This is a genomic window from Lentzea xinjiangensis (assembly GCF_900110955.1).
GTDB classification, from domain to species: domain Bacteria; phylum Actinomycetota; class Actinomycetes; order Mycobacteriales; family Pseudonocardiaceae; genus Lentzea; species Lentzea xinjiangensis.
Map to the genome: position 1 here is coordinate 245,684 of NZ_FOFR01000003.1, position 25,310 is coordinate 270,993.

18 protein-coding genes are annotated in these 25,310 nt (G+C 71.1%); 4 read left to right on the forward strand and 14 right to left on the reverse strand.

All coding sequences use genetic code 11. The features are described from left to right. Positions 1-153: 153 nt before the first annotated feature. The 4 genes from BMW88_RS10820 to BMW88_RS10835 form a co-directional block, all read right to left on the reverse strand. Complete coding sequence (locus tag BMW88_RS10820; RefSeq protein WP_245777699.1) at positions 154-978, reverse strand: DNA/RNA non-specific endonuclease; 825 nt, start codon at positions 976-978, stop codon at positions 154-156. A 145-nt stretch (positions 979-1,123) separates the two neighbouring features. Then, positions 1,124-2,455: a SulP family inorganic anion transporter gene (locus BMW88_RS10825; protein WP_245777700.1), complete on the reverse strand. Its 1,332-nt coding sequence runs from the start codon at positions 2,453-2,455 to the stop codon at positions 1,124-1,126. Between the two features lie 10 nt (positions 2,456-2,465). After that, positions 2,466-2,939 carry a carbonic anhydrase gene (locus BMW88_RS10830; RefSeq protein ID WP_245777701.1) on the reverse strand — a complete coding sequence of 158 codons (474 nt, stop codon included), beginning with the start codon at positions 2,937-2,939 and terminating at the stop codon, positions 2,466-2,468. A 156-nt stretch (positions 2,940-3,095) separates the two neighbouring features. Further along, positions 3,096-3,410 carry a hypothetical protein gene (locus tag BMW88_RS10835; protein WP_143116033.1) on the reverse strand — a complete coding sequence of 105 codons (315 nt, stop codon included), beginning with the start codon at positions 3,408-3,410 and terminating at the stop codon, positions 3,096-3,098. 248 nt (positions 3,411-3,658) lie between these two features. Here BMW88_RS10835 and BMW88_RS10840 point away from each other — a divergent pair, with 248 nt between their 5' ends. Together BMW88_RS10840 and BMW88_RS10845 are read left to right on the forward strand one after the other, a co-directional pair. Continuing rightward, a complete protein-coding gene (locus BMW88_RS10840) occupies positions 3,659-7,261 on the forward strand; it encodes an nSTAND1 domain-containing NTPase (protein WP_177221042.1) in 3,603 nt (1,200 codons plus the stop codon). After that, on the forward strand, positions 7,258-8,163 hold the full coding sequence (locus BMW88_RS10845; RefSeq protein WP_089950514.1) for a phosphate/phosphite/phosphonate ABC transporter substrate-binding protein: 906 nt from the start codon (positions 7,258-7,260) through the stop codon (positions 8,161-8,163). The genes BMW88_RS10840 and BMW88_RS10845 overlap by 4 nt, the downstream gene beginning before the upstream one ends. A 147-nt stretch (positions 8,164-8,310) precedes the next feature. Here BMW88_RS10845 and BMW88_RS10850 read toward each other — a convergent pair whose 3' ends face one another. The 3 genes from BMW88_RS10850 to dctA all read right to left on the reverse strand — a co-directional run bounded on the left by BMW88_RS10850 (position 8,311) and on the right by dctA (position 16,230). Beyond that, positions 8,311-9,816, reverse strand: a complete 1,506-nt coding sequence (locus BMW88_RS10850; RefSeq protein WP_089950515.1) for a glutamate synthase subunit beta — start codon at positions 9,814-9,816, stop codon at positions 8,311-8,313. After that, positions 9,809-14,332, reverse strand: a complete 4,524-nt coding sequence (gltB, locus tag BMW88_RS10855) for a glutamate synthase large subunit (RefSeq protein ID WP_089950516.1) — start codon at positions 14,330-14,332, stop codon at positions 9,809-9,811. The genes BMW88_RS10850 and gltB overlap by 8 nt, the downstream gene beginning before the upstream one ends. Before the next feature lie 539 nt (positions 14,333-14,871). Beyond that, positions 14,872-16,230: a C4-dicarboxylate transporter DctA gene (gene dctA / locus BMW88_RS10860; protein ID WP_089950517.1), complete on the reverse strand. Its 1,359-nt coding sequence runs from the start codon at positions 16,228-16,230 to the stop codon at positions 14,872-14,874. A gap of 111 nt (positions 16,231-16,341) precedes the next feature. Between dctA and BMW88_RS10865 the strand changes: the two genes are divergently transcribed. Next, positions 16,342-17,241: a TAXI family TRAP transporter solute-binding subunit gene (locus tag BMW88_RS10865; RefSeq protein ID WP_089950518.1), complete on the forward strand. Its 900-nt coding sequence runs from the start codon at positions 16,342-16,344 to the stop codon at positions 17,239-17,241. Here BMW88_RS10865 and BMW88_RS10870 read toward each other — a convergent pair. Genes BMW88_RS10870 through lgt form a run of 3 tightly spaced genes read right to left on the reverse strand, consistent with a single transcriptional unit; the run spans position 17,210 to position 20,296 of the window. Then, positions 17,210-18,583: a sensor histidine kinase gene (locus BMW88_RS10870; protein WP_089950519.1), complete on the reverse strand. Its 1,374-nt coding sequence runs from the start codon at positions 18,581-18,583 to the stop codon at positions 17,210-17,212. The genes BMW88_RS10865 and BMW88_RS10870 overlap by 32 nt on opposite strands. A 48-nt stretch (positions 18,584-18,631) precedes the next feature. After that, positions 18,632-19,294, reverse strand: a complete 663-nt coding sequence (locus BMW88_RS10875; protein WP_089950520.1) for a response regulator transcription factor — start codon at positions 19,292-19,294, stop codon at positions 18,632-18,634. A 3-nt stretch (positions 19,295-19,297) separates the two neighbouring features. Beyond that, complete coding sequence (gene lgt, locus BMW88_RS10880) at positions 19,298-20,296, reverse strand: prolipoprotein diacylglyceryl transferase (RefSeq protein WP_425434643.1); 999 nt, start codon at positions 20,294-20,296, stop codon at positions 19,298-19,300. A gap of 130 nt (positions 20,297-20,426) precedes the next feature. On the opposite strand from lgt, the gene BMW88_RS10885 reads away from it, so the two are divergent. Next, complete coding sequence (locus BMW88_RS10885) at positions 20,427-21,575, forward strand: FAD-dependent monooxygenase (RefSeq protein WP_089950522.1); 1,149 nt, start codon at positions 20,427-20,429, stop codon at positions 21,573-21,575. Here the strand turns inward: BMW88_RS10885 and BMW88_RS10890 are convergent. The 4 genes from BMW88_RS10890 to trpC all read right to left on the reverse strand — a co-directional run bounded on the left by BMW88_RS10890 (position 21,572) and on the right by trpC (position 25,220). Continuing rightward, positions 21,572-22,132 carry a Uma2 family endonuclease gene (locus tag BMW88_RS10890; protein WP_089950523.1) on the reverse strand — a complete coding sequence of 187 codons (561 nt, stop codon included), beginning with the start codon at positions 22,130-22,132 and terminating at the stop codon, positions 21,572-21,574. The two genes, BMW88_RS10885 and BMW88_RS10890, sit on opposite strands and share 4 nt — an antisense overlap. 248 nt (positions 22,133-22,380) lie before the next feature. Then, entirely contained in the window at positions 22,381-23,169 is a 789-nt protein-coding gene (gene trpA, locus BMW88_RS10895) for a tryptophan synthase subunit alpha (protein ID WP_089950524.1), read from the reverse strand. Next, positions 23,169-24,389 (reverse strand): tryptophan synthase subunit beta, encoded by a 1,221-nt coding sequence (gene trpB, locus BMW88_RS10900; RefSeq protein ID WP_089950525.1) that lies wholly within the window; start codon positions 24,387-24,389, stop codon positions 23,169-23,171. The genes trpA and trpB overlap by 1 nt, the downstream gene beginning before the upstream one ends. A gap of 21 nt (positions 24,390-24,410) precedes the next feature. Next, the gene (gene trpC, locus BMW88_RS10905) at positions 24,411-25,220 is read right to left on the reverse strand and encodes an indole-3-glycerol phosphate synthase TrpC (protein WP_089950526.1); all 810 of its coding nucleotides are present in this window, start codon (positions 25,218-25,220) and stop codon (positions 24,411-24,413) included. Between the last annotated feature and the right edge of the window lie 90 nt (positions 25,221-25,310).

Below are 25,310 nucleotides of genomic sequence, written 5' to 3' on the forward strand. Positions count from 1 at the left end.
GCGCACAACTGCCCGGCGTACACGTCACCACGTCACGCCGGACGAGCTGCGCGCACAACTGCCCGGCGTGCGCGTCACCACGTCACGCCGGACCGGCCGCGCCCACAACTGCCCGGCGTACACGTCACCACGTCACGCCGGACCGGCTGCGCCTCACCACCGGATGTCGGCGAGGCTCCCCAGCGGTTTGCGCTCCGACTCCTCGAACAACTGCACGGACGCGGTGTCGGCGGCGTGCAACTGCGCCGGGAAGGTGAAGCTCACCCGCTTCTCCAGCTCGGCCAGCGACACCTGGAACACGCGGAACTCGTCCAGGTCGAGCGCCTCCGCGAGGACGAGGTTCTGCGTGAGCAGGAACGCGCTGCACCGCAGCTCCCCGTTCACCACGAACGCGATCGCCTTGTAGAACTCGCGCGGGATCGCGACGCTGCGGAACACCCGGTCGTCGGCGTTGAACACCGGGCCGCCGTAGGCGCTGACCCTGAGGTTGTCCACGTCGACGTCGGCGAGCACCGCGTCCTCGAGCCGGCCCCAGAGCCCTTCCTTGGTGCTCTGGTTGAAGTCGTCCATCTGCGGCGTGATGTTCGTGAAGAAGAACGAGTCCTTGTTCGCCCGCTGCGCCTCCGCCTTCGGGCCCCAGCACAGGTCGGCGCGGCGGGCGAGGTGGCCGCGGTCGAGCCTGTTGTCGCGGTAGAGCTCGTCGCCGGTCTGGAACCCGGCGGGGACCCGCGGGTCCTTGACGAACGGGATGTTGGTGCGGCTCAACGCTTTCAGGTCGCCGCCGTCGATGTTCCACGCGACCCAGAGCGCGAACTTGCGCGACTTGCTCATGGCGAGCGAGAAGTGCGTGTAGTCGATCGTGGTCGAACCGTCGAGCTCCACCGCGTCGGCGGCCCCCGAGTCCGTCAGGACGGGGATCCCGGCCTCGACGCCGAGGAACTCCTCGTCAAAGCCGATCTTCACGGCTGTGCTGGTCATGTGTCGCCCCCTGTGGCTCATCTGCAGGGTCGACACATCTCACGGAGCCGTTAGCCGGGTACACCCGGACGGCCCAGTGTTCACCGGTTCTTCTCGATCTCGTTCCCGGTGGCGCCGCGGCCGCGGAGGCCGCGGCGCCACCGCGCTACCTGCCGACCAGCTCGACGGTCCTGCCCGCCCGGCGGGTCTCGTCGACCCACTGGTCGATGGCCTGCCCGCAGGCCTGGTCGAGGTGCCGGACCTCGCTCAGGTCCATCCGGACGTGCTCCCGGTCGACGCCGTCCAGCACGTCCAGCAGCCGCGGCAGCCGCAGGAAGGTCGCGTTGCCGCGCAGCTCGACCCCCTCCGGCGTGACCACGACCGACAGCCGCGACACGTCCCAGGCCGTCTTCACGACCGCGGCCAGCAGACCCACCACCGTGCCGGTCAGCAGGTCCGTGGCCACGATCAGCCCGGCGGTCAGCACGAGCACCGCGGCTTCGGTCCTGTCCGTGCGCCACAACGCGACGAGCTGCCGCAGGCCGAGCAGCTTCCACCCGGCGTGCACCAGCACCGCCGCCAGCACGGCGACCGGGATCAACGTCAGCAGCCCCGGCGCCAGCACCACGAACAGCAGCAGCCACACGCCGTGCAGGACCCTGGACGCCTTGGTGCGCGCACCCGCCGACACGTTGGTCGCGCTGCGCACGATCACGGCCGTCATGGGCAGCGCCCCGAGCAGGCCGCAGATCGTGTTGCCCACCCCCTGCGCGACCAGCTCGCGGTTGTAGCGCGTGCGTGGACGGTCGTGCATGCGGTCGACGGCGGCGGCGCTGAACATGCTCTCCGCCGAGGCGACCAGCGCGAACACCACCGCGGTGCCGACGACCCCGGTGTCCAGCAGCGAGAAGTCCGGCAGGTGCACGTCCGCCGACAGAGTGCCGACCACGATCCGGTCGACCTGCGCCGCGAAGACCGCGGCCAGCGCGGTGCAGACGACGACACCCACGAGCACGCCGGGCACGACCCTCAGCGGGGTCCGCTGCCACAGCAGCATGATCACGACGGTGAGCAGCGCGAGCGCCACCGCCACCGGGGACGCCACCACCGGCTCGAGCTGCCCGAGGATCAGCACCAGCCCGATGCCCGCGAGCATGCCCTGCACCACCGACGGCGAGATCGCGCGGAACCACCGCCCGCACCGGGCCAGGCCCAGCGCCACCTGCAGCAGACCGGCGCCGAGGACGATCACGCCCAGCGCCTGGATCCCGTGCCGGCCGACGGCGTCCGCCACCAGCACCGTCAGTCCGGCGGCCGGCCCGCTCACCTGCATCGTGCTGCCCGGCAGCAGGCCGACGACGATACCGCCGACCACGCCGGTCACGATGCCGAGTTCGGCCGGCACCCCGGAGGCCACCGCCACGCCCACGCACAGCGGCAGCGCCACGAGGAACACGACGATCGATGCGCCGAGATCGGCCCAATATTTCTTGATCACCGTGAGTCCCCTACAGCGGAAGGAAGGCGCGCTCGGCACACACGGAGACCCGGCCGGTCTCGATGTCGTAGAACCAGCCGTGGACGCGCAGCCGCCCGCTCGCCACCCTCTCGGCCACGAACGGGTAGGACAGCAGGACCTCCCGCTGCACCCGGACGTGCTCCTGCCCCTCCTCGCGCATGGCCGGGTCGGCGGCGTCGCGCGGTGCCCGCGGGCGCAGCCAGCCGCGCATCGCGGGCAGGTGGTCGATGCCGCCGCCGTGCAACGCCCCCACCGCGCCGCAGTGGGAGTGACCGCACACCACGATCTCGCTGACGCCGAGCTGGAGGACGGCGAACTCGATCGTGGCCATCTCGCTGGACGGCGCGGTGAGCGAGTACGGGGGGATGACGTTGCCCGCGGTGCGCAGCTCGAACAGCGAGCCGGGCTCGGCACCGGTGATCGCGGCGGTCACGATCCGCGAGTCGGCACACGTGATGAACATGGTGCTGGGCTGCTGACCTGCGGCGAGCTTTTGGCCGAGTTCACGGGAACGGGACTCGGCGTGTGCGCGGGCATGCTGAACAAAGCGATGGAAATCCATGGGAATCCCTCACTGCCTGGGAAGAAGTGTTCGGTTTGATCGGACGGCGGGGACCGATCAGTTTCTGAACACCTGCAGTGCGGGAGGTGTGCGCCACACCACCGCCGGCTCGGCCGCGGAGATCAGGGCGAGGCTCGGCATGGCATGCGGCGCGAACACCGTCACGTACGACGGCCTGGCCACGGCGGAAGCTCGCTCGGCCGAAGCCACGAGCAACCGCAGCCGGCTCGGCTCGCGCTCCTCGCGGGGCGCTTCCTCCTTGGGAGCCGAGGTCTTCGACTTCGGCGGCGGTGCGCCCAGCGACACGGAGGTGACGGCCGGTGCCAGCACAGCGCACAGGGCGATGACGACCGCGAGCAGAACGCTGCGCATGTTCACCCCCCGACCGAGTTGATCTACGACTACCAGTTTCGCTCGAAGTGGACAACCTGCGCGATGTACGAGACGAAGATCGCCCTCATCTCGCACAAGATTCACCCGAAAGTGATTCTGATTTCACGGAAACGTACGTATGCGGGGAGTGACCCTGCCGCGTTGCAGATGTGCCAATAAGTGGACAACCGGCCCCCGATCCCAGCGGGATCTGCACAATCGGTGACCGAATGCCAAAGGAGGCCGTCGTGGCAAGGGTGTTCATCAGCCACGCGACGCAGGACGTGGCGATCGCGACGCAGATCCGTGACTGGCTCGACGGTGACCACGAGACGTTCCTGGAGGTGCACCCCGAGGACGGGATCCGGGTCGGCGAGGCGTGGCGCGAACGGCTGCACCACGAGCTGCGCAAGGCCGACGCCGTGGTGTGCGTGATCAGCCAGGCCTCGGTCGCGTCGAGCTGGTGCAACGCCGAGGTCGCCATCGCGGACGCGCTGGGCTGCCTCCTGCTGCCCGTGCAGACCGAGGGCGTGATCCACCCGCTGATCGGCCACCTCAACCACATCCCGCACGCCACCGCGCGCGAGCACCTGCGGAACGCGCTGCGGCAGTTCGACGCCGGTGGCCGCACGCTCGCGAAGGACCAGGAGCCGTTCCCCGGCCTGGACGCGTTCACGACGTCGCTGAGCGCCGTGTTCTTCGGGCGCGACCAGGAGACCCGCGCGCTGGCCCGCCGGGTGCGCCGCGGCCCCGGCCTGCTCACCGTCGTCGGGCCGTCGGGCTGCGGCAAGTCGTCGCTGGTGAAGGCCGGGCTGCTGGCCCAGCTCGCGGACGACCCCCGCTGGCTCGTCATGCCGCCGTGGCTGCCGGGCAACGACCCGCTCGACGCGCTCGCCCGCGCGGTGCGCAAGACCGCCGGCCGCGTCGGCCTCGGCTGGAGCCTGCAGGAGACCAGGGACCGGCTCGTCGTCGACGGGCTGCGCGGAGTGGCCCGCGAGCTCGTCGACGACGACCGCAAGCTGCTGATCACCATCGACCAGGCGGAGGAGCTCTTCACCCGCGCCGGCGAGAAGGACCGCCAGGTCGTCGTGAGCCTGCTCAGGGACGCGCTCGGCGACAACGTGCGGGTGATCGCCACGCTGCGGTCGGAGTTCCTCGACGACCTGCGGACGTTGCCCGAGCTGAGCGGCGTGCACATCGCCGGGTACGTGCTGGCGCCGCTGGCCCGCGAGGTGCTCAACGTCGTGATCACCGGTCCCGCACGGGTCGCCGGGCTCAAGGTGCACCCCGAGCTCGTGGCGCAGCTCGTCGAGGACACCGCGAGCGGCGAGGCGCTGCCGTTGCTCGCGTTCACGCTGCAACACCTGGCGATGGGCGTGCCCAGGGGCGGCACGCTGTCGAGCGAGCGGTACGAGCACCTGGGCGGCGTGCACGGCGCACTGGCCCGCCACGCCGACGACGTCCTCGACAGCGCCGTCTCGGAGACCGGGCTGAGCAGGGAGGAGCTGCTCTCCCGGCTCGCGTCGCTCGCCACCCTCGACCACACCGGCAGGCCGACCCGCAAGCGCGTCACCATGGCCCAGCTCGACCCCGGCGCGCGGGAGGCGCTGGAGGTGTTCGTCCGGCACCGCCTGCTCACCGCGAGCGGCGACAAGCAGGGCCGCTGGATCGGGGTGGCGCACGAGGCGCTGTTCACCGAGTGGCGGCCGTTGCGCAACGCGATCGACGAACGCCAGATCGGCCTGCGCGCGGCCCAGTCGGTCGAGCTGGACGCCTCGCAGTGGACCGAGGGGCAGTGCGCGGACCACCTGCTGCTCAACGAGGACACCTTCGCCGCCATCGAACCGCTGGTGGCCGACGAGGACCTCTCCCCGGACGCCCGCCGGTTCCTCACCGCGAGCCGCGCCCGGATCGAGGTGCTGCGCGGGCAACGCCGCCGCGACCGGCGGCGCACGGTCAGCTGGCTGGCGGTGTTCCTCGTGGCGGCGATCGGCGCGGCGGGCCTCGCCGCGTTCCAGTGGCGCACCGCCAGCGACGAACGCGACACGGCGACGGCACGCGCACTCGTCGCCCAGGCGCAGGTCGCGCGGAACTCCTCACCGCAGCTCGCGTTGCGGCTCGGGCTGGCCGCGCACGACCTCGCGCCCAGCTCGGACACGAACATCGAGCTGGTCAACACGTTGCTGACCACGCGCTACGGCGGCTCGTTCGGTGAGACGGTGTCCGCTGTCGCGTTCGCTCCCACCGGGCACATGGCTGTCGTCGGCGGCACGGACGGCACCGCGAGCCTGTGGGACCTCACGGGCACACCCCGGTGGCTCGCCCGCGAGTCCGGCACCGGCGCGGCGGTCACCTCGGTGGCGCTGTCCCCCGGTCTCGCGGCGATCGGCAGCTCGGACGGCTCGGTGCTGCTGTGGGACACCGGGAACACGTCACGGCGCCACCGCCTGGCGTCCGGACCTCCGGTGACCTCGGTGGCGTTCGACCGGACCGGGACGCTGCTCGCGATCGGCCGCTCGGACGGCACCACCTCGCTGTGGTCGGCCGGTCCGCGCCCGGCGCGGCTCGGCGAGCCGTTCCAGCGCCAGGGCGCCGGGGTGTCGTCCGTGGCGTTCTCCGGGGCGAAGCTCGCCACCGGCAGCCACGACGGCACCGTGGTGGTGTGGGACATCGGCGATCCCGCGCGTCCCGTGCCGGGCGAGCCGCTGAGCGACGGCGTCGGCAAGGCCGTGTCGTCCGTGGCGTTCAACGGCGACGGAACGCTGCTGGCCGCCGGCGGGTCGGACGGCGTGACGACGTTGTGGGGCCTGGCCGGCCGGACGCACACGCGGCTCACCGGTCACATCGGCGTCGTCTCGTCGGTGGCGTTCTCGCCGGCGGCACCGGTGCTGGCGGCCGGCAGCCACGACGCCACCACGGTCCTGTGGGACCTCAGCTCGCCGGGGGAGCCTCGGCAGCTCGCCGACCCGCTGGTGGGCCAGCGGGGCGCGGTGTCCTCGCTCGCGTACTCCCCCGACGGGCTGCGGCTCGTCACCGGCAGCACCCACGGGCCGGCGATCGTGTGGGAGATGGCCGAACGGCCGCGCCGGATCGGGCTGCCGCTCACCGGGCACGGCATGCTCGTGAAGTCCCTCGCGTTCGAGGACGGCACCACGCTCGTCACGACCGGCTCGGACAACCGGCGGATCCGCTGGGACGTCGGCTACCCGCAGCAGCCCAGGAAGATCGACGAGAGCGCCGGGCCCTCGAAGCTGTACTCCCTGGCGCAGCACGGCGACGTGGACGCGATCCTGGGCGACCGCAACACCGTCCAGCTGTGGAACGTCAAGACCAGGACCCTGATCGCGACGCTCGCGGGGCACAACAACGGCATCAGCGCGGCGGCGTTCTCGGCCGACGGCAAGGTGTTCGCCGCGGGCAGCACCGACGGCACGACGATCCTGTGGAACGTCGCCGATCCCGACCACCCCCTGCCGATCGGCCAGCCGCTCGGGCAGAACAAGCAGGTCTCCGCGCTGGCGTTCGCCCCGGACGGCACGAAGCTCGCCGTCGGCACGTCGACCGGCGGCACGCTCGTCTGGGACGTCACCGACCCGAACCAGCCCCGCCAGGTCGGCCGCCGGCTCGACGGTCACCGGATGGCGGTGAACTCCGTGGCCTTCGCGCCCAGCGGAGCCGTCCTCGCCACCGCGGGCTCGGACGGCACCACCGTCCTGTGGGACATGGCCCTGCTCGACGACGCCGTCGCCCGCGCCTGCGCGGTGGCCGGAGGCGGCCTCAGCCACCTCGAGTGGCAGCAGTACCTCCCCGCACTGTCCTATCGCGACACCTGTTCAGGAGATCAGCGATGAACCGCCTCCTCCTCGCAGTGCTGCTCCTCGCCTCCTGCTCGGCGGCCCCGCCCGACGAGGCGCCCGAGCGGCAGGTCCTCGTGTTCAGCGGCACGCCCACCGCGAGCTCGATCACGACCCAGCAGATGTTCCTGCCGATCATCAACATGCTGCGCCGCGAGACCGGCGTGGAGATCCGCGTGCAGGAGTCGACCACCTACGACGCGCTCATCGACGGCATGCGTGACGGCTCGATCGACATCGGCGCGTTCGGCCCGCAGTCCTACGTCGTGGCCCGCGAGCGCGGCGCCCGCATCACCCCGGTGTCCGCGCAGGTCAAGGAGCAGGGCGCCACACCGTCGTACCGCGGCTACGGCATCGTCAGGGCCGGCTCCCCCGTCGGCTCGCTGGCCGACCTGCGCGGCCACCGCGTCTGCTACGCCGACCGCGTGTCCACGTCCGGGTTCCTCTTCCCGAGCGCCGCCCTGCGCGAAGCCGGGCTGGACCCGGTGCGCGACACCGTGCCGGTGTTCACCAGCGGCCACGAGGCGGCGGTGCTCGCCGTGGTGAACGAGCAGTGCGAGGCGGGCTTCGCGTTCGACGAGATGGTCGACCGCCACCTCGTGGAACGCGGCCAGATCCAGCCGGGCAGGTTGAAGAAGATCTGGACCTCCGAGCTGATCCCCGGCGCGCCGCTCGCCGTCGCGGACGACCTGCCGGAGCCGCTGCGGCAGCGGATCGTGGCCGCGCTGCAGACCAAGGCCACCGCGGACCACTTGCGCGCCAACGGTTTCTGCCAGGGCGAGTGCCCGGTGGGGGACGCGACGGCGTGGGGCTACGCGAAAGTCGACGACTCGGTCTACGAGCCGGTGCGGGCGGCGTGCCGGAAGGTCGGCTGGGACTCGTGCACGCCTGGCGCCTGATGCCGGGCTCGTCGTTCACCGGACCGCGCGCCGCCGGCGGGATCACGATCCCCCCGCGGGAAGGCGATCGCGGGAAAGGCGAACGCCCCGGCCGACGTCGTTGTCGGCCGGGGCGTCATGCTGCTCCCCGCTGGTCTGACGCCGTTGTCAGACCACAGCGAGCGGAAGCTGGTTCGGGATCACCGGCGAGGGCAGGTTCGAGGACCCCGTGAGGAACTTGTCCACGGCGTTGGCCACGGACCGGCCCTCCGCGATCGCCCACACCACGAGCGACGCGCCGCGGTGCGCGTCACCGCAGACGAACACGCCGGGAGCGGTCGTCTGCCAGTCGGAGCCGCACGAGATCGTGCCGCGTGTGGACAGCGAGATGTCCAGGTCTTCGAGCAGGCGCATGTGCTCGACGCCCTCGAAGCCGATCGCCAGCAGCACCATGTCCGCGGGCAGGACCTCGATCTCGTCGGACAGCGGAACCACGGAACGGCGGCCGGACGAGTCCTTCTCGACGCGCACCTGCTGCAGCTCGATGAAGCGCACGTGGCCGTCGTCATCGCCGACGAACCGCTTGACCGCCACGGTGAAGCGGCGTTCGCCCGCCTCCTCGTGCGCCGGATAGGTGCGCAGGATGTGCGGCCACACCGGCCACGGCGAGCGCTCGTCGTCGCGCACCGAGGGCGGCATCGGGTACTGGTCGAGCTGCGTCACCGACAACGCGCCCTGCCGGGTCGCGGTGCCGTAGCAGTCGGCCCCCGTGTCGCCACCGCCGATGACGATGACGTGCTTGCCCTCGGCCGAGATCTCCGACGGGCCGTCGCCCTCGCACGCGCGGTTCGCGGGCACGAGGTGGTCCATCGCGAGGTGCACGCCCTTGAGCTCGCGGCCGGGGGTGGTCTTGTCGTCCCTGCCGCGCAGCGCGCCCACGGCCAGCACGACCGCGTCGAACTCGGCCCGCAGCTGCTCGACGGTGATGTCGACGCCGACCTCGCAGCCCGTCACGAACTTCGTGCCCTCGCGGCGGAGCTGCGCCAGCCGGCGGTCGAGGACCTTCTTCTCCATCTTGAACTCGGGGATGCCGTACCGCAGCAGGCCACCGAGCCGGTCGTCCCGTTCGTACACGACGACCTCGTGGCCGGCCCTGGTGAGCTGCTGCGCCGCGGCCAGCCCGGCGGGACCGGAGCCGACGACGGCGACCCGCTTGCCGGAGGACACCGTCGCCTGGGCCGGCTGCACGTAGCCGTTCTCCCACGACACGTCCGCGATGGTCTCCTCGACCCGCTTGATCGCGACGGCGCCGCCCGCGTCGTGCGAGATCGCCAGCACGCAGGCCGCCTCGCACGGCGCCGGGCACAACCTGCCCGTGAACTCCGGGAAGTTGTTGGTGGCGTGCAGGCGTTCCGAGGCGAGCTCCCAGTCGCCGCGGCGCACCAGGTCGTTCCACTCGGGGATCAGGTTCCCGAGCGGGCAGCCCGCCGTTCCGCTGTGGCAGAAGGGAATGCCGCAGTCCATGCACCGCGTCGCCTGCGTGCGCACGGCGTTGTTCCGCTCCGCGGGATCCTGCTCGAGGTAGACCTCGTTCCAGTCCTGCAGGCGTTCCGACTTCGGGCGCTTCGGCGCGTCGGAACGGGAGTGCTTCAGAAAACCCTGTGGATCAGCCACGAGACGCCTCCATGACAGCCGCGTCAACATCCCGGCCCTCGGCGCGCGCGAGGCGCATGGCCTCGAGAACGCGCTGGTAGTCGCCGGGCATGACCTTCGTGAACGCACCGGCTCGCCGGGTCCAGTCACCGAGCAGCGACGCAGCCACCGCGGAACCGGTGAGCTGGTGGTGCCTGGTGACGGCGTCCTTGAGCCAACGCAGGTCCTCGGCGCTGAGGCGCTGCAGATTCACCATCTCCTGGTTCACCGACAACGGGTCCAGGTCGAGCACGTACGCGATACCGCCGGACATGCCGGCCGCGACGTTGCGCCCGGTCGGCCCGAGCACCACGGCCCGGCCACCGGTCATGTACTCGAACGCGTGGTCGCCCACGCCCTCCGCGACCAGCAACGCGCCGGAGTTGCGCACGCCGAAGCGTTCGCCGACGCGGCCGCGCAGGAACACCTCACCGGACGTGGCGCCGTAGCCGATCACGTTGCCCGCGATGACCTGGTCCTCGGCGCGGAAGGGCGCGTCGTCGTGCGGCCGGACGATGATCCGCCCGCCGGACAGGCCCTTGCCGACGTAGTCGTTCGCGTCGCCGACCATCTCGAGCGTGATGCCGCGCGGCAGGAACGCGCCGAGCGACTGGCCGGCGGACCCGGTCAGCTTCACCCGGATCGTGTCGTCCTCCAGGCCCTCGCCACCGAAGCGGCGGGTGACCTCGGCGCCGAGCAGGGTGCCGACCGTGCGGTTGACGTTGCGGACCGGCAGCTCCAGGGTGACCTGGTGCGCGTCCTCCAGCGCCGCCTCGGCGAGCTGGATCAGCGTGCGGTCGAGCGCCTTGTCCAGGCCGTGGTCCTGGTCGCGGACCTTGCGCTTCGCCGTCGGGCACGGCGTCTCCGGCACCTCGAACACCGGCTCGAGGTTCAGGCCCCCGGTCTTCCAGTGCTCGATCGCCTCGTCCTTGTCGAGCAGCTCGGCGTGGCCCACGGCCTCGTCGATCGTGCGGAACCCGAGCTCCGCCAGCAGCTCGCGGGCCTCCTGCGCCACGAACTCGAAGAAGTTCACGACGTGATCGGCCTGGCCGGTGTAGCGGGCGCGCAGGTCCGGGTTCTGCGTGGCGACGCCGACCGGGCACGTGTCCAGGTGGCAGACGCGCATCATCACGCAGCCCGCGACGATCAGCGGCGCCGTGGCGAAGCCGAACTCCTCCGCGCCCAGCAGCGCGGCGACCACGACGTCGCGGCCGGTGCGCATCGCACCGTCGACCTGGACGGTGATGCGGTCCCGCAAGCCGTTGAGCAGCAACGTCTGCTGGGTCTCGGCGAGGCCGATCTCCCACGGCGTGCCCGCGTGCTTGAGCGAGTTCATCGGCGAGGCCCCGGTGCCGCCGTCGTAACCGGAGATCAGCACGACGTCGGCGTGCGCCTTGGCGACACCCGCCGCGACCGTGCCCACACCGATCGACGAGACGAGCTTCACGTGCACCCGTGCCTGCTCGTTCGCGTTCTTCAGGTCGTGGATGAGCTGCGCCAGGTCCTCGATCGAGTAGATGTCGTGGTGCGGCGGCGGCGAGATCAGGCCGACACCCGGCGTGGAGTGCCGCGTGCGCGCCACCCACGGGTAGACCTTGAAGCCGGGCAGCTGGCCGCCCTCGCCGGGCTTCGCGCCCTGCGCCATCTTGATCTGGATGTCCGTGGCGTTCACGAGGTACTCGCTCGTGACGCCGAACCGTCCACTCGCGACCTGCTTGACCGCGGAACGCCGCGCCGGGTCGTACAGGCGCTCGCGGTCCTCGCCGCCCTCACCGCTGTTGGAACGGCCGCCGAGGCGGTTCATCGCGATGGCGAGGGTCTCGTGCGCCTCGGCCGAGATCGAGCCGTACGACATGGCGCCGGTGTTGAAGCGCTTGACGATCGAGCTGACCGGCTCGACCTCGTCGATCGGGATCGGCGTGCGGCCCTCGGTGCGGAACTTGAACAGGCCGCGCAACGTGCCGCCCTGCCGCGAGATGCGCTCGACCTCCGCCGTGTACCGGCGGAAGACGTCCTCCTTGCGCGTCTTCGTGGCGTGCTGGAGCAGGAACACCGTCTCCGGCGTGAACAGGTGCAGCTCGCCCTCGCGGCGGTAGGCGTACTCACCGCCGACCTCGAGCCTGCGGTGCGCGCGGTCGGTCGGGTTGTCCGGGTAGGCGCGGCGGTGGCGCAGCGCGACCTCCTCGGCGAGCACGTCCATGCCGGCGCCGCCGAGCTTGGACTGCGTGCCGGTGAAGTACTCGTCCAGCAGGTCGTTCGACAGGCCGACCGCCTCGAAGATCTGCGCCGCGGTGTAGGCGCCGACGGTCGAGATGCCCATCTTCGACATGATCTTCAGGACGCCCTTCACGAGCGCCTTGACGTAGTTGCGGATCGCCTTGTGCGCGGGCACGCCGGTGATGGCGCCCTGGCTGATCAGGTCCTCGATCGTCTCGAAGGCGAGGTACGGGTTCACCGCGGCGGCGCCGTAGCTCAGCAGGGCGGCGACGTGGTGGACCTCGCGGCAGTCGCCGGACTCGACGACGAGCGCGACGCGCAGGCGTTCCTTGGTGCGCACCAGGTGGTGGTGCACCGCGGAGACGAGCAGCAGCGACGGGATCGGCGCCATCCGGTGGTCGGAGTCGCGGTCGCTCAGCACCAGCGTGCGCGCGCCGTTCGCGATGGCCTCGGAGGCCTCGCGCCGGACGCGTTCGACCGCCGCGGCGAGCGCCTCGCCGCCACCGTCCACCTCGTACAGTCCGGAGAGGACGGTGCAGGCGAAGCCCGGCAGGTCGCCGTCGTCGTTGATGTGGATGAGCTTCGCGAGCTCGTCGTTGTCGATGACCGGGTAGTCGAGCGTCACGTGGCGGCACGAGACCGGGCCGGGGTCGAGCAGGTTCTGCTCGGGGCCCATCACGCGCGAGACCGACGTGACGATCTCCTCGCGGATCGCGTCCAGCGGCGGGTTCGTCACCTGCGCGAAGTTCTGCACGAAGTAGTCGTAGAGCAGCCGGGAGCGCTGGCTGAGCGCCGCGACCGGGGTGTCCGTGCCCATCGAGGCGAGCGGCTCGGCGCCCGTGACCGACATGGGCGTGAGCAGGATCCGCAGCTCCTCCTCGGTGTAGCCGAAGGTGAGCTGGCGGCGCACGACCGACTCGTGGCTCTGCACCACGTGCTCGCGGTCGGACAGGTCGGCGAGGTCGAGCAGGCCGGCGTGCAGCCACTCGTCGTAGGGCTGCTCGGAGGCCAGCCGCGACTTGAGCTCGTCGTCGTCGATGATCCGGCCCTCGGTGGTGTCCACCAGGAACATGCGGCCGGGCTGCAGGCGGCCCTTCGCGACGACCTGGTCGGACGGCACGTCGAGCACGCCGGTCTCGGACGCCAGCACGACGCGGCCGTCCGAGGTCTGCCACCAGCGGGCGGGGCGCAGGCCGTTGCGGTCGAGCACCGCGCCGACGATCTCGCCGTCGGTGAACGTGACGCAGGCGGGGCCGTCCCACGGCTCCATCAGGCTCGCGTGGAACTGGTAGAACGCGCGGCGCTTCGGGTCCATCGTGGCGTGGTTCTCCCACGCCTCCGGGATCATCATCAGCACCGCGTGCGGCAGGCTGCGGCCGCCGAGGTGCAGCAGCTCCAGCACCTCGTCGAAGCTCGCCGAGTCCGACCCGTCCGGGTCGCAGATCGGGAACAGGCGCGCGAGGTCACCGGGGATGAGATCGCTGTCCAGCAACGCTTCGCGAGCGCGCATGCGGTTGCGGTTGCCGCGCACGGTGTTGATCTCACCGTTGTGCGCGACGAACCGGAACGGGTGCGCGAGCGGCCACGAGGGGAACGTGTTCGTGGAGAACCGGCTGTGCACCAGCGCGATCGCCGTGAAGAGGCGCTCGTCGTGCAGGTCGGGGAAGAACGCCGGCAACTGCTCGGTCGTCAGCATTCCCTTGTAGACGATCGTGCGCGACGAGAGCGACGGGAAGTAGACGCTGCCCTCGTGCTCGACCCGCTTGCGCAGGCAGAAGGCCAGGCGGTCGAGCGCGATGCCCGCCTCGTCCCGGGTGCCCTTCACGAACAGCTGCGCGAAGTGCGGCGCGACCGACAGCGCGGTCGGGCCGACGCCGGCCGTCTCCGGGTCGACCGGCACGTCGCGCCAGCCGAGGACGACGAGGTTCTCCTCCTCGGCGATGCGCTCGATCTGCCGCATCGCGTCGGCGCGTTCTTCCGGCTCGAACGGGAGGAAGGCGATCCCCGCCGCGTACTGCCCGCGTTCCGGCAGGTCGAACCCGGCGACCGCGCGCAGGAACTCGTCCGGTAGCTGCAGGAGGATGCCCGCACCGTCACCCGAGGTGGGTTCGGCGCCGGCCGCGCCCCGGTGCTCCAGGTTCGCCAGCGCGGTCAGGGCATCGCTCACGATGCCGTGGGAACGCCTGCCCTGGATGTCGGCCACCATGGCGACACCACAGGCGTCGCGCTCGTCAGCGGGGTCGTAGAGACCCTGGGGGCCGGGGATGGCGGAGAAGATCACTGCGCAGACCTCCTTCGTCGTCCTCGCGTAAAGAACTGATGTCCCTCGTGCTCAGACCTCGTACCAACAGGTGGGAGCACGGGACGACGATGGCCCGCGTGTTGACGCGACTTTAACAGCCGCGAAACCCAGCGACACCCGCCAATGGGTGATCTAGGTCATGGATGTGTAACGATTCCTCGCTGAGGAGCGACATTGCGGCCAACGCCGGCGTTCGTCACGACCGATCCAGCGTAACCGAACGTTCAACTTCGGCCAGCCCGATGAGAGTTGCGTGACATTCCCGAGTTGGCAGTGCATCCACCGGGTGACCAACTCCGTTCGCTGGTCACCGGCCTGCCGTCCCAGTTAGCGGACGCTCACCTCGGCTACTTTGACCCGTGCGCGCACCGTCCATTCCGCGCCCCGAAGTTGTTCCCTGCCAAACGAGAACGAGGTCCCCTGCTCCCGGCACGCGGCGGGAGCGGGGGACCTCGGCATACGTGGAGGTCTGGTCACGTGGCCGGGGGCGCGCTGAGCCGCCCCCGGCCACGGACGCACTAGTGGGCCGCGACCGGCTCCTTCTTGTCCTCGCCCTCGCCGGTCTGCTGCGCCAGCAGGTCGTCGACGTCGACGAGGTCCGGGTTGTCGAGCACCTCGCGCAGGCGGTCCTTGTCGAGCGCCTTCTGCCAGGCGGCGACGACCAGGGAGCCCACGCCGTTGCCGATCACGTTGGTGATGGCGCGGGCCTCGGACATGAAGCGGTCGATGCCGACGATCAGCGCGATGCCGACCGCGGGGATGGCCGAGTGAGCCTCGAAGGCCTGCAGCGAGGCGGCCAGGGTGACCAGACCGGCGCCGGTGACACCCGCCGCGCCCTTCGACGCGATCAGCATGAACAGCAGCAGGCCGATCTGCACGCCGATCGACACGTCGTGGCCGGTGGCCTGGGCGATGAAGATCGCGCCCATGGTCAGGTAGATGCAGGTGCCGTCGAGGTTGAACGAGTAGCCGGTCGGGATGGTGAGCCCGACGACCGACTTCTGCGCGCCCGCCGCCTCGAGCTTGACCATCATCCGCGGCAGCACCGACTCGCTCGACGACGTGCCGAGCACGATCAGGATCTCGTCCTTGATGTAGCGCAGGAACTTCAGCAGGTTGAAGCCCGCGAACTTCGCCACCAGCCCGAGCACGACGACGATGAACACGATGCACGTGGCGTAGAACGAGCCCATCAGCCAGAGCAGCTTGCCGAGCACGCTGCCGCCGAACTTGCCGACGGTGTAGGCGATGCCGCCGAAGGCGCCGATCGGGGCGACGTACATGACGAGCTTGATGATGCCGAACATCACCTTGGACAGCGTCTCCATCGCGGAGACGACCTTGGCGCCGCGCTCACCCATGCCGGCCACCGCGACCGCCACCAGGATCGCGACGACGAGCACCTGGATCAGCTGGCCGTCGGTGAACGCGCTGACGAACGACTTCGGCACCAGGCTCAGGATGAAGCCGGTGACGCCGGTCTCCGCGCTCGCGGCGGACTTCAGCGTGGCGTCGGCCTGGCTCGCGTTCAGCGTGATCTCGCCGCCGTGGTGACCCGGCTGCACGATGTTCACGACGAGCAGGCCGATGGCGAGCGCCACCGTCGTCATCGCGGTGAAGTACAGGATGGTCCGCAGTGCGAGCCCGCCCGCCTTGGCGAGGTTCCCCAGCCCCGCGATGCCGACGATGATCGTCGCGAAGATGGTGGGCGCGATGACGACCTTGACGAGGTTGACGAACAGGTCGGCGAGCCACTTCATCTCGGACGCCTGTTTCGGGAACAGGAAGCCGACCGCCGCGCCGAGCACGATGGAGACCAGCACCCAGAAGTAGAGGTGCCTGTAGATCGGTTTGCGGCCTGTGGTGGTGGTCGCCACTGTTCCTCCTCGAACATCGCGTTGGGTAGGAGGGTGAGCCGCGCCACGCACCCCGACAAGGCGACGTCCGGAAACTTCAGACAGCCCTGACGTAACAGCTAGGCTTCGCCGGTGTCGCTCAGCCGTCGCACCCTTCTGGTAGGGGCCTCGTTCGCACTGGTGGGGTGCACCCCGCGCAGGGTCGAGGCACCCGCCGAGCTGGTGCTCGCGACCGGTCCGGAGGGCGCCGTCTTCCGCGAGGTCGGCGGAGCGCTGGCGGCCGCGCTGGCCGAGCAGTTCCCCGGCACGAAGGTGACCGCCATCCCGACCGCCGCGTCGGTGGAGAACCTGCAACTGCTGCGCTCCGGTCACGCGCAGCTCGCGCTGTCCTCTTTGGACCCGATCGACGACCCGCAGAGCGTCCGCGCGGTCGGCAGGCTCTACGACAGCTTCCTGCAGATCGCCGTGCCGGCGGCGTCGCCGATCCGGACCTTCGCCGACCTCGCCGGCAAGCGGATCTCGGTGGGGCCCACCGGCTCCGGCACGGAGTTCACCGCCAAGCGGATGCTGGAGTTCTTCCGCGTGTCCGCGGTGGACGAACGCATGGCGCACGCGGAGGCCTCACGCCGCGTCGCCGAGGGGTCACTCGACGCGATGCTGGCGCTGACCGGCATCCCGACGCCCGCGATCACCGACCTGGAGGGGGACGTGCGGCTGGTCGACATCCCCGCCGAGGCGGTGGCGCTGGCCGACGCGCACCCCGGCCCGTACATCCCGGCGACCATCCCCAGCACGACCTACGAGGGCGTGCCGCCGAACCGCACGTTCGCGGTGCCGAACCTGCTGCTGGCGCGCGAGTCGCTGAGCGCGGACGTGGTGGAGGTCGTGACGCGCACGGTGTTCACCGAGACGGCGCGGATCGTGGAGGGGCACCCGGAGGCGTCGCGGATCAACGTCCGCACCGGCATCGCCACCGGCCAGGTGCCGCTGCACGACGGCGCTACGCGCTGGTTCCGCTCCGTGAAGCGCTGAGGGAGATCTTCGCGTCCAGCCCGGGACCGGCGTCGTGCAGCGTGAGCGTGCCGCCCGCCGACTCGATGAGCTCGGCGCAGATCGCGAGGCCGAGCCCGGTGCCCGCGATGTTCTGGTGCTTGGTGGCGCGCCAGAACCGCTGCAGCGCCAGTTCCCGCTCCTCGTCGCCGAGACCGTCGCCGTCGTCGATGACGTGCAGCTCGCCGGGCTTGCCGGTGACGACGACCTCGCTCGCGCCGGCGAGCCGGATGGCGTTGCTGACGAGCTCGTCCAGCACGCTGCCCAGCCCGCCCGGCGGCTCCTGCATGGTGAGACCCGCCGGCACGTCGACCCGCAGCCGCACCCCGGCCATGCTCGCGAGCGCCTGCCAGCCCGGCCGGTGCGTGGCGAGGAGCTGGTCGATCTCGACGGGCTCGGTCCGCCGGGCGCTGTCGAGCCGCGTCGCCGCGAGGAGCGTGTCGAGCACGCGGCCCATCTCCTCGGCCTCGTCGACGGCGATCTGGTGGGCCTCCCTGCCGTGCTCGTCCCGCACGTGCGGTTCGAGGTTGTCGACGGCGAGCCGCAGGCTGGCCAGCGGGTTGCGGAGCTGGTGCGAGGCGTCGGCGACGAACGCCCTCTGCCGGTTCAGCGCCCTGCCGACCACGTCGACCATGGTGTTGAAGCTCTTCGCGAGCCTCCTGAGCTCCGGCGGCCCGCCCACCTCGTCCGCCCGCACGTCGAGGTTGCCCTGGGCGACCGCCGCGGTGGCCTCGTCGAGCCTGCTGACGGGCCGCAGCACCCACCGCGACATGGGCCAGGCGGCGGCGACCACGGCCAGCATCGGCGCGAGGCCCGCCAACGCCATGAGCCCCCACTGGCGCAGCACCTCGGTGCGCAGCCCGCGCGTCGGCGAGATGGTGACCACCGCGGCCACGACCTCGCTGTCCCGCCCGACCGGTTCGACGACGACCAGCGGCCCGGTGCGCCACGGCCAGCCCGTGTAGCCGGGCTCCGGCCGCACACCGCCGTTCAGCGCGGTGTTGAGCGCTCGCGTGACCTCGGGATCGGCACTCGGGTCGAACCCCTGCCGGGACGTCAGCACGATCCCCTTGTCGGCGCTGATGAGCGCGACGGGGATGTCGTAGAGGTGGTCGTAGCGCTGGATCTCCTGGCTGAGGGCCTCCAGCCGGCCGGACTGCAGCGCGCTCTCGCCGAGCGAGGCGAACCGGCTCGCGTCACCGAGGCGGTCGAGGTAGGTGGTCTGCGTCTCGCGCTGCACCACCGCGGACGCCAACGGGATGCCGAGCGCCGCGACCAGGGCGACGAGCAGCGGAACGGTGATGACGAGCAGTCGGCGGAGCATCAGCGGAGATTGTTCCGCACCGGCCTGTGGATGTCTTTCGGACGCTCGTCACGTGGCGAGCCGGTACCCCACACCCCGGACGGTCTCGATCTTGACGTGCTCGCCGAGCTTCCCCCGCAACGCCGCGATGTGCGTGTCCAGCGTCCGCGACGGCGCCTCCCAGTGCGCCTGCCAGACCTGGTCCACGATGAAGTCGCGGCTCACCACCTCGCCCGCCCGCGTCGCGAGCAGGGCGAGCAGGTCGAACTCCTTGCGGGTCAACGACAGCGGCACGCCGTCCAGCGTGACGGCCCGCGTCGACGCCGAGAGCCGCAGCGGGCCCACCCGCACCGGGCCGTCGCTCTCCGGACCGGCGCGGTGGGTGCGGGTGCGCCTCAGGACCGCCTCGATGCGCGCGAGCAGCTCGGACGTGCCGAACGGCTTCACCACGTAGTCGTCGGCGCCCGCGCGCAGGCCGAGCACGCGCTCGCGTTCCTCACCGCGGGCCGTCACCGTGATGACTGCGGTGCCCGGACGGTGCCGCAGCTCGCGCAGCACGTCCAGGCCGTCGCCATCGGGCAGACCGAGGTCGAGCAGCACCACGTCGGCGGGCGCGGCACGCAGCGCGTCGGCGGCCGTGGCCACCCGATGCACCTCGTAGCCGGCGTGCCGCAACGCGGTCAGCAGGCCCCTGGCCACCCGGTCGTCATCCTCGACGACGAGCACGCGCACAGATCACTCCGGTTTGACCGACTCCGGGGAGTTCTTCTTCTCGGCGCCTTCGTCGCTCGCCTCCACGACGTCGGCCTTCGCCGGGGCCTCCCCCTCGGCGGCTTCCACCGGCTCCGCGGTGCTCCGCAGCGCCGCGACGTCCTCACGCCCACCGCGGGACCGGGCGATGACGAAGTAGGCGACCGCGCCGAGGAAGACCACCGCCGACACGAACACGTTCACGCGCGTGCCGAAGACCAGCGTCGCCTCGTCGGTGCGCATCAGCTCGATCCAGAACCGACCGGCCGTGTACCCGGCGACGTAGAGCGCGAACACCCGCCCGTGGCCCAGCCGGAACTTCCGGTCCGCCCACACGATCAGCAGGGCGACACCGAGGTTCCACAGCAGCTCGTAGAGGAACGCCGGGTGCACGACCTGGATCGGCGTGTGGTCGATCGCGACGCCGGCCAGCGCGTCCTCACGCCCCTCCGGCGTGACGCGGCGGTAGATCTCCAGGCCCCACGGCAACGTCGTGTCGCCGCCGTAGAGCTCCTGGTTGAAGTAGTTGCCGAGCCGCCCGATGGCCTGCGCCACCACGATGCCGGGCGCGAGCGCGTCCGCCAGGGCGGGCAGCGGGATGCCCCTGCGCCGGCACGCGATCCACGCACCCACGCCACCCAGCGCGATGGCGCCCCAGATGCCGAGGCCACCGTTCCAGATCTCCAGCGCCGCGAGCGGGTCCTTGCCCGGCCCGAAGTACTTCTGGTTGTCCGTGATGACGTGGTAGAGCCGGCCGCCGACCAGGCCGAACGGCACCGCCCACACGGCGATGTCGGTGACCTCGCCCTTGATGCCGCCACGGGCGACCCAGCGGCGCTCACCCCACCAGATGGCGACGATGATGCCGGCGATGATGCACAGCGCGTAGGCCCTGATGGGGAGCGGACCGAGATACCAAACACCACGGTCTGGGCTCGGGATCGTGGCCAGGACGGCGTTCAACCCGTTCAACACGTCGACCACCGTACCGGTGAGCCCGTGCGCGGCTCGCCCGGACGCTCGATCGTTACCGAGCCCGGCGACCTTAGGGGCTTCGTGATCGCCGGCCCGAGATACTCGGACACGCCTGTGACGGACGCGCGGAAGGTCGGGCATGACGGTACTGGTGGTCGGCGGCGGTATCGGCGGCCTGGCGACGGCGCTCGGGCTCGCCAGGGCCGGGCAGCGCGTGACGGTCCTCGAGGCCGCGGCGGTGTTCGAGGAGGTCGGTGCGGGCATCCAGATCGGGCCCAACGGGTTCCGCATGCTCGACTCCCTGGGCGTGGGGGCGGTGGTGCGGTCGCGGGCCGTGCACGTCGACGAGCTGCGGCTGCGGTGCGGGATCTCCGGGCGCAAGATCGCCGGGCTGCCGCTCGACGAGGGTTTCCAGCGGCGGTTCGGGACGTACGCGGTGGTGCACCGCAACGACGTGCTCACGCCGTTGCTCGACGCCTGCCAGAACCACGAGCTCGTCGAGCTCCGGGTCAACAGCGGTGTCGAGGCCTACCGGCAGGACGCCGGCGGCGTCACGGCGGTGCTGCGGTCGGGTGATCCGGTGCGCGGTGCGGCGATGGTGGGTGCCGACGGACTGCGGTCCGCGGTGCGGCGGCAGCTCGTGGGCGACGGGGATCCACCGGTGTCCGGGCACACGACCTTCCGCGCCGTCATCCCCGCCCAGGACGTACCGCGCTCGTTGAAGGAGAACGTCGTCACGCTTTGGGCCGGACCGCGCTATCACGTCGTGTGGTACGTCATCGCCGGCGGGCGGTACGTGAACCTCGTGGCCACCACGGACAACGGCGCCACCGAGCCCATGACCGGCAAACCCGTCGAGCACGCCGAGGTGATGAAGCACTTCGAGCCGCTGTGCGACGACGCTGCGCGGATCATGGAGCTCGCCAACGAGTGGCGGGCGTGGGTGCTGTGCGACCGCCCGCCGATCCCGAACTGGCAGGACTCGCGCGTCGTGCTGCTCGGCGACGCCGCCCATCCCGTGTTGCAGTACGCCGCCCAGGGCGCCTGTCAGGCGTTGGAGGACGCCGTGTGCCTCTCCTCCGTGTTCAACTCCCGGGACGTGGTTGGCTCTTTTGCGCTGTATGCGTCCATGCGTCGCTCACGCACTGCGCGCGTCCACCACGCCTCACGGTTGATGGGTCGGGAGGTCTACCACCCAGCCGGTGGGGCTGCCGCGGCCCGTGACGCGATGTTCGCCTCGTGGACCCCTGCTGACCTGCACGAACGACTGGAGTGGCTCTACGGCTAGAACTTGATGGTGACCGGGAACGGCCGCTCGATCTCCAGGACGCCGTTCACGCTCCTCGCGATCTCGACGTACTGGGGACCCTGCAACTCCAGCAACGTCGCCTCGACGACGCGTGGCTCCGGGTCGACCATCAGGTAGTACGCGATGCCCGCCTTGGCGTACAGGCTGCGCTTCAGGCCTTCGTCGTTGAGCCGCGTGCTCGGTGAGAACACCTCACCGACGAGCACCACGTCGGAGACCGGGAACATGACTCCCGCTTCCCGGGGCGTCACGACCGTGAAGTCGGGGATCACCAGACGCCCGCTGGAGAGCAGGACGTTCAGCTCGATCGTGGTCTGGAGGTGGTCCGGGCAGGCGGCGCGCAAAGCGGCCGCGGCGTCGAACACCAGGTTCTGGTGCCGGTAGGACCCCAGCGGGCTCACGAGGAGCATCCCGTCGACGAGCTCGATGCGTTGGCTGTTGTCCTCGGGCAACGACAGGACGTCGTCGAGCGACCAAGGGCCCACGTGCCTCGGCAGCAGGTAGTCGGCTGGTGCCGCTTCTGCTGGAGCTGCCACAGGGCATCACCTCCGAAAACCGCCCGGCGAGTACCAGTGTGGCACGCCGGACGAGTGGCTGGCTGGTGCATGACGAGACGATCGCAGGTCAGACCGGCTCTCGGAGGGAGTTGTGCCCCGATCAGCCGCGGGTTCACTCGATCAGGCGTTCGATTTCCCGTCATCCTTTGGAGGAGCTCCAAGCGAGCAAGAGCCGCCCGGCCCGAAGGCCGAGCGGCTCGCAGGAGAACGGCGCCGGACGGTGAACGTCAGACGGTGGCGGCGGCCGAGCGCACGCCCTCGGCCAGGTCGGCGGCCAGAGCGCGGACCGCGCCCTCGCCCTCCGCCACCGCCGACACGAACGCGGATCCGACGATGACGCCGTCCGCGAACCCGGCGATCTCGGCGGCCTGCGCGCCGGACCGCACGCCCAGCCCGACGCCGACCGGGAGCGAGGTGTGCTCACGGACCCGTGCCACCAGCGCGGGGGCGGCGGAGGACACGACGTCACGAGCACCGGTCACGCCCATGACGGCGGTGGCGTACAGGAAGCCGGAGGACGCCTTCGCGGTCATCGCGATGCGCTCCTCGGTGGACGACGGCGCCACCAGGAAGGTGCGGTCCAGGCCGTGCGCGGCCGAAGCCGCCATCCAGTCGTCGGCCTCGTCCGGCACGAGGTCAGGGGTGATGATCCCGAGGCCACCGGCGGACGCGAGGTCGCGGGCGAACGCGTCCACGCCGTACCGCAGCACGGGGTTCCAGTACGTCATGACGACCGCGCGCCCGCCGGCCTCGGACACGGAGGAGACCACGTCGAACAGGTCGCGCACGCGGAAGCCCGCCGACAACGCCTGCTCGGCGGCGGCCTGGATGGTGGGGCCGTCCATCACCGGGTCGGAGAACGGCAGGCCGACCTCGACCAGGTCGCAGCCCGCCTCCACCATCGAGCGGAGGTGGTGCTGGGACCCGGAGATCGTCGGGTACCCCGCGGGCAGGTAGCCGATGAGAGCGGCACGCGACTCGGCGCGCGCGGTGGCGAAAACGTCTGCCAGCGACATCAGGCCCGACCCCCGTCAGCGAGGCCGAAGTACTCCACGGCCGTGTCCATGTCCTTGTCGCCGCGGCCGGAGAGGTTCACGACCAGCAGGCCGTCCTCACCGAGTGACGGACCGAGCTTCAGCGCGCCCGCGAGCGCGTGCGAGGACTCGATCGCCGGGATGATGCCCTCGGTGCGCGACAGCAGCGCGAACGCCTCCATCGCCTCGGCGTCGGTGACCGGGAAGTACTCGGCGCGGCCGATGTCCTTGAGGTGCGAGTGCTCAGGGCCGACGCCGGGGTAGTCGAGCCCGGCGGAGATCGAGTGGGCCTCGGTGATCTGGCCGTCCTCGTCCTGCATCACGTACGACATCGCGCCGTGCAGCGACCCGGGCGTGCCGGCGGTCAGCGTGGCGCCGTGGCTGCCGCTGTCCAGGCCGGAGCCGCCGGGCTCGATGCCGATCAGGCGGACGTCGGCGTCGTCGATGAAGCCGTGGAAGATGCCGATCGCGTTCGACCCGCCGCCGACGCAGGCGACGACGGCGTCGGGCAGGCGGCCCGCCTTCTCCAGGACCTGCTCGCGCGCCTCGATGCCGATCACGCGGTGGAAGTCGCGCACCAGCAGCGGGAACGGGTGGGGGCCCGCGGCCGTGCCGAGCAGGTAGTGCGTCTCGTCGACGTTGGTGACCCAGTCGCGCAACGCCTCGTTGATCGCGTCCTTCAGCGTGCGCGAGCCGGACTTGACCGGGATGACCTCGGCGCCGAGCAGGCGCATGCGGGCGACGTTCAGCGCCTGGCGCTCGGTGTCGACCTCGCCCATGTAGACGACGCAGTCCAGGCCCAGCAGCGCGCAGGCGGTGGCCGTCGCGACGCCGTGCTGGCCCGCGCCGGTCTCGGCGATCACGCGCTTCTTGCCCATGCGCTTGGTCAGCAGCGCCTGGCCGAGCACGTTGTTGATCTTGTGCGAGCCAGTGTGGTTCAGGTCCTCGCGCTTCAGGAAGACCCGCGTGCCGGCGTGCTCCGCGAACTTCGCGGCCTCCGTCAGCAGGGACGGACGGCCCGCGAAGTCCCTCAGCAGCCGCTGGAACTCGGCGACGAAGTCCGGGTCCAGCCGCGCCTTGTCGTACTCGGCCGCCAGCTCGTCCACCGCCGCGATCAGGGCCTCCGGGACGAACCGGCCACCCCACGGGCCGAAGTGGCCACGTGCGTCGGGATCGTGCGGCGTGGGCGTGAACTGGCCCATCGGGTAGCTCCTCTAGCGCTGTTATCGGCTGGGCCGGGGGCACGCGGGGTGCGAGCCGGCGGTCACCAGCTTGTTCACGGCGGCCTTGGGGTCGCCGCTGGTCACGAGGCTTTCACCGACGAGCACCGCGTCAGCGCCCGCACCGGCGTAAGCCATCAGGTCGCCGGGGCCGGTCACGCCCGATTCGGCGATTTTGATCGTCTCGAAGGGTAGTCCCGGAGCGATCCTGCCGAAAACGTCTTTGTCGACCTCCAGCGTGTGGAGGTTGCGCGCGTTCACCCCGATGACCGACGACCCCGCCTCCAGGGCGCGGTCGGCCTCCTCGGCCGTGTGCACCTCGACCAGGGCCGTCATGCCGAGCGACTCGACGCGGTCGAGCAGCGACACCAGCGCGTTCTGCTCCAGCGCGGCCACGATCAGCAGCACCAGGTCCGCGCCGTGCATGCGCGCCTCGTGCACCTGGTAGGGCGACACGATGAAGTCCTTGCGCAGCAACGGGATCTTGACCGCCCTGCGGACGGCGTCGAAGTCCGCCAGCGACCCGCCGAAGCGGCGCTGCTCGGTCAGCACGCTGATCACCGACGCGCCGCCGGCCTCGTACGAGGCCGCGAGCTCGGCCGGCTCCGGGATCTCCGCCAGCGCGCCCTTGGAGGGGCTGCGGCGCTTGACCTCGGCGATGACACCCACGTTCGGCCCGCGCAGCACCGACATCACATCGAGCGGAGGGGCAGCCTTGGCCGCGCGCTCCTTGACGACGTCGAAGGACAACTGAGCCTCGCGAGCGGCGAGATCCTCACGCACACCTTCGAGGATCGACTCGAGAACCGTCACAGTCTTGCTCCCCTTCCCGCTACGGGGATGCTAACCCCGGCGGAGTAACGCCTTCGCCACCGGGGGTTCGGTGTCCACGCAGCTAACCGA

Bases quoted from the DNA above. Each gene is read 5' to 3' on its own strand.
- BMW88_RS10820 (WP_245777699.1), bottom strand. From the start codon at position 978: ATGACCAGCACAGCCGTGAAGATCGGCTTTGACGAGGAGTTCCTCGGC.
- BMW88_RS10830 (WP_245777701.1), bottom strand. From the start codon at position 2,939: ATGTTCATCACGTGTGCCGACTCGCGGATCGTGACCGCCGCGATCACC.
- BMW88_RS10835 (WP_143116033.1), bottom strand. From the start codon at position 3,410: ATGCGCAGCGTTCTGCTCGCGGTCGTCATCGCCCTGTGCGCTGTGCTG.
- BMW88_RS10845 (WP_089950514.1), top strand. From the start codon at position 7,258: ATGAACCGCCTCCTCCTCGCAGTGCTGCTCCTCGCCTCCTGCTCGGCG.
- BMW88_RS10870 (WP_089950519.1), bottom strand. From the start codon at position 18,583: ATGCTCCGCCGACTGCTCGTCATCACCGTTCCGCTGCTCGTCGCCCTG.
- BMW88_RS10885 (WP_089950522.1), top strand. From the start codon at position 20,427: ATGACGGTACTGGTGGTCGGCGGCGGTATCGGCGGCCTGGCGACGGCG.
- trpA (WP_089950524.1), bottom strand. From the start codon at position 23,169: ATGTCGCTGGCAGACGTTTTCGCCACCGCGCGCGCCGAGTCGCGTGCC.
- trpB (WP_089950525.1), bottom strand. From the start codon at position 24,389: ATGGGCCAGTTCACGCCCACGCCGCACGATCCCGACGCACGTGGCCAC.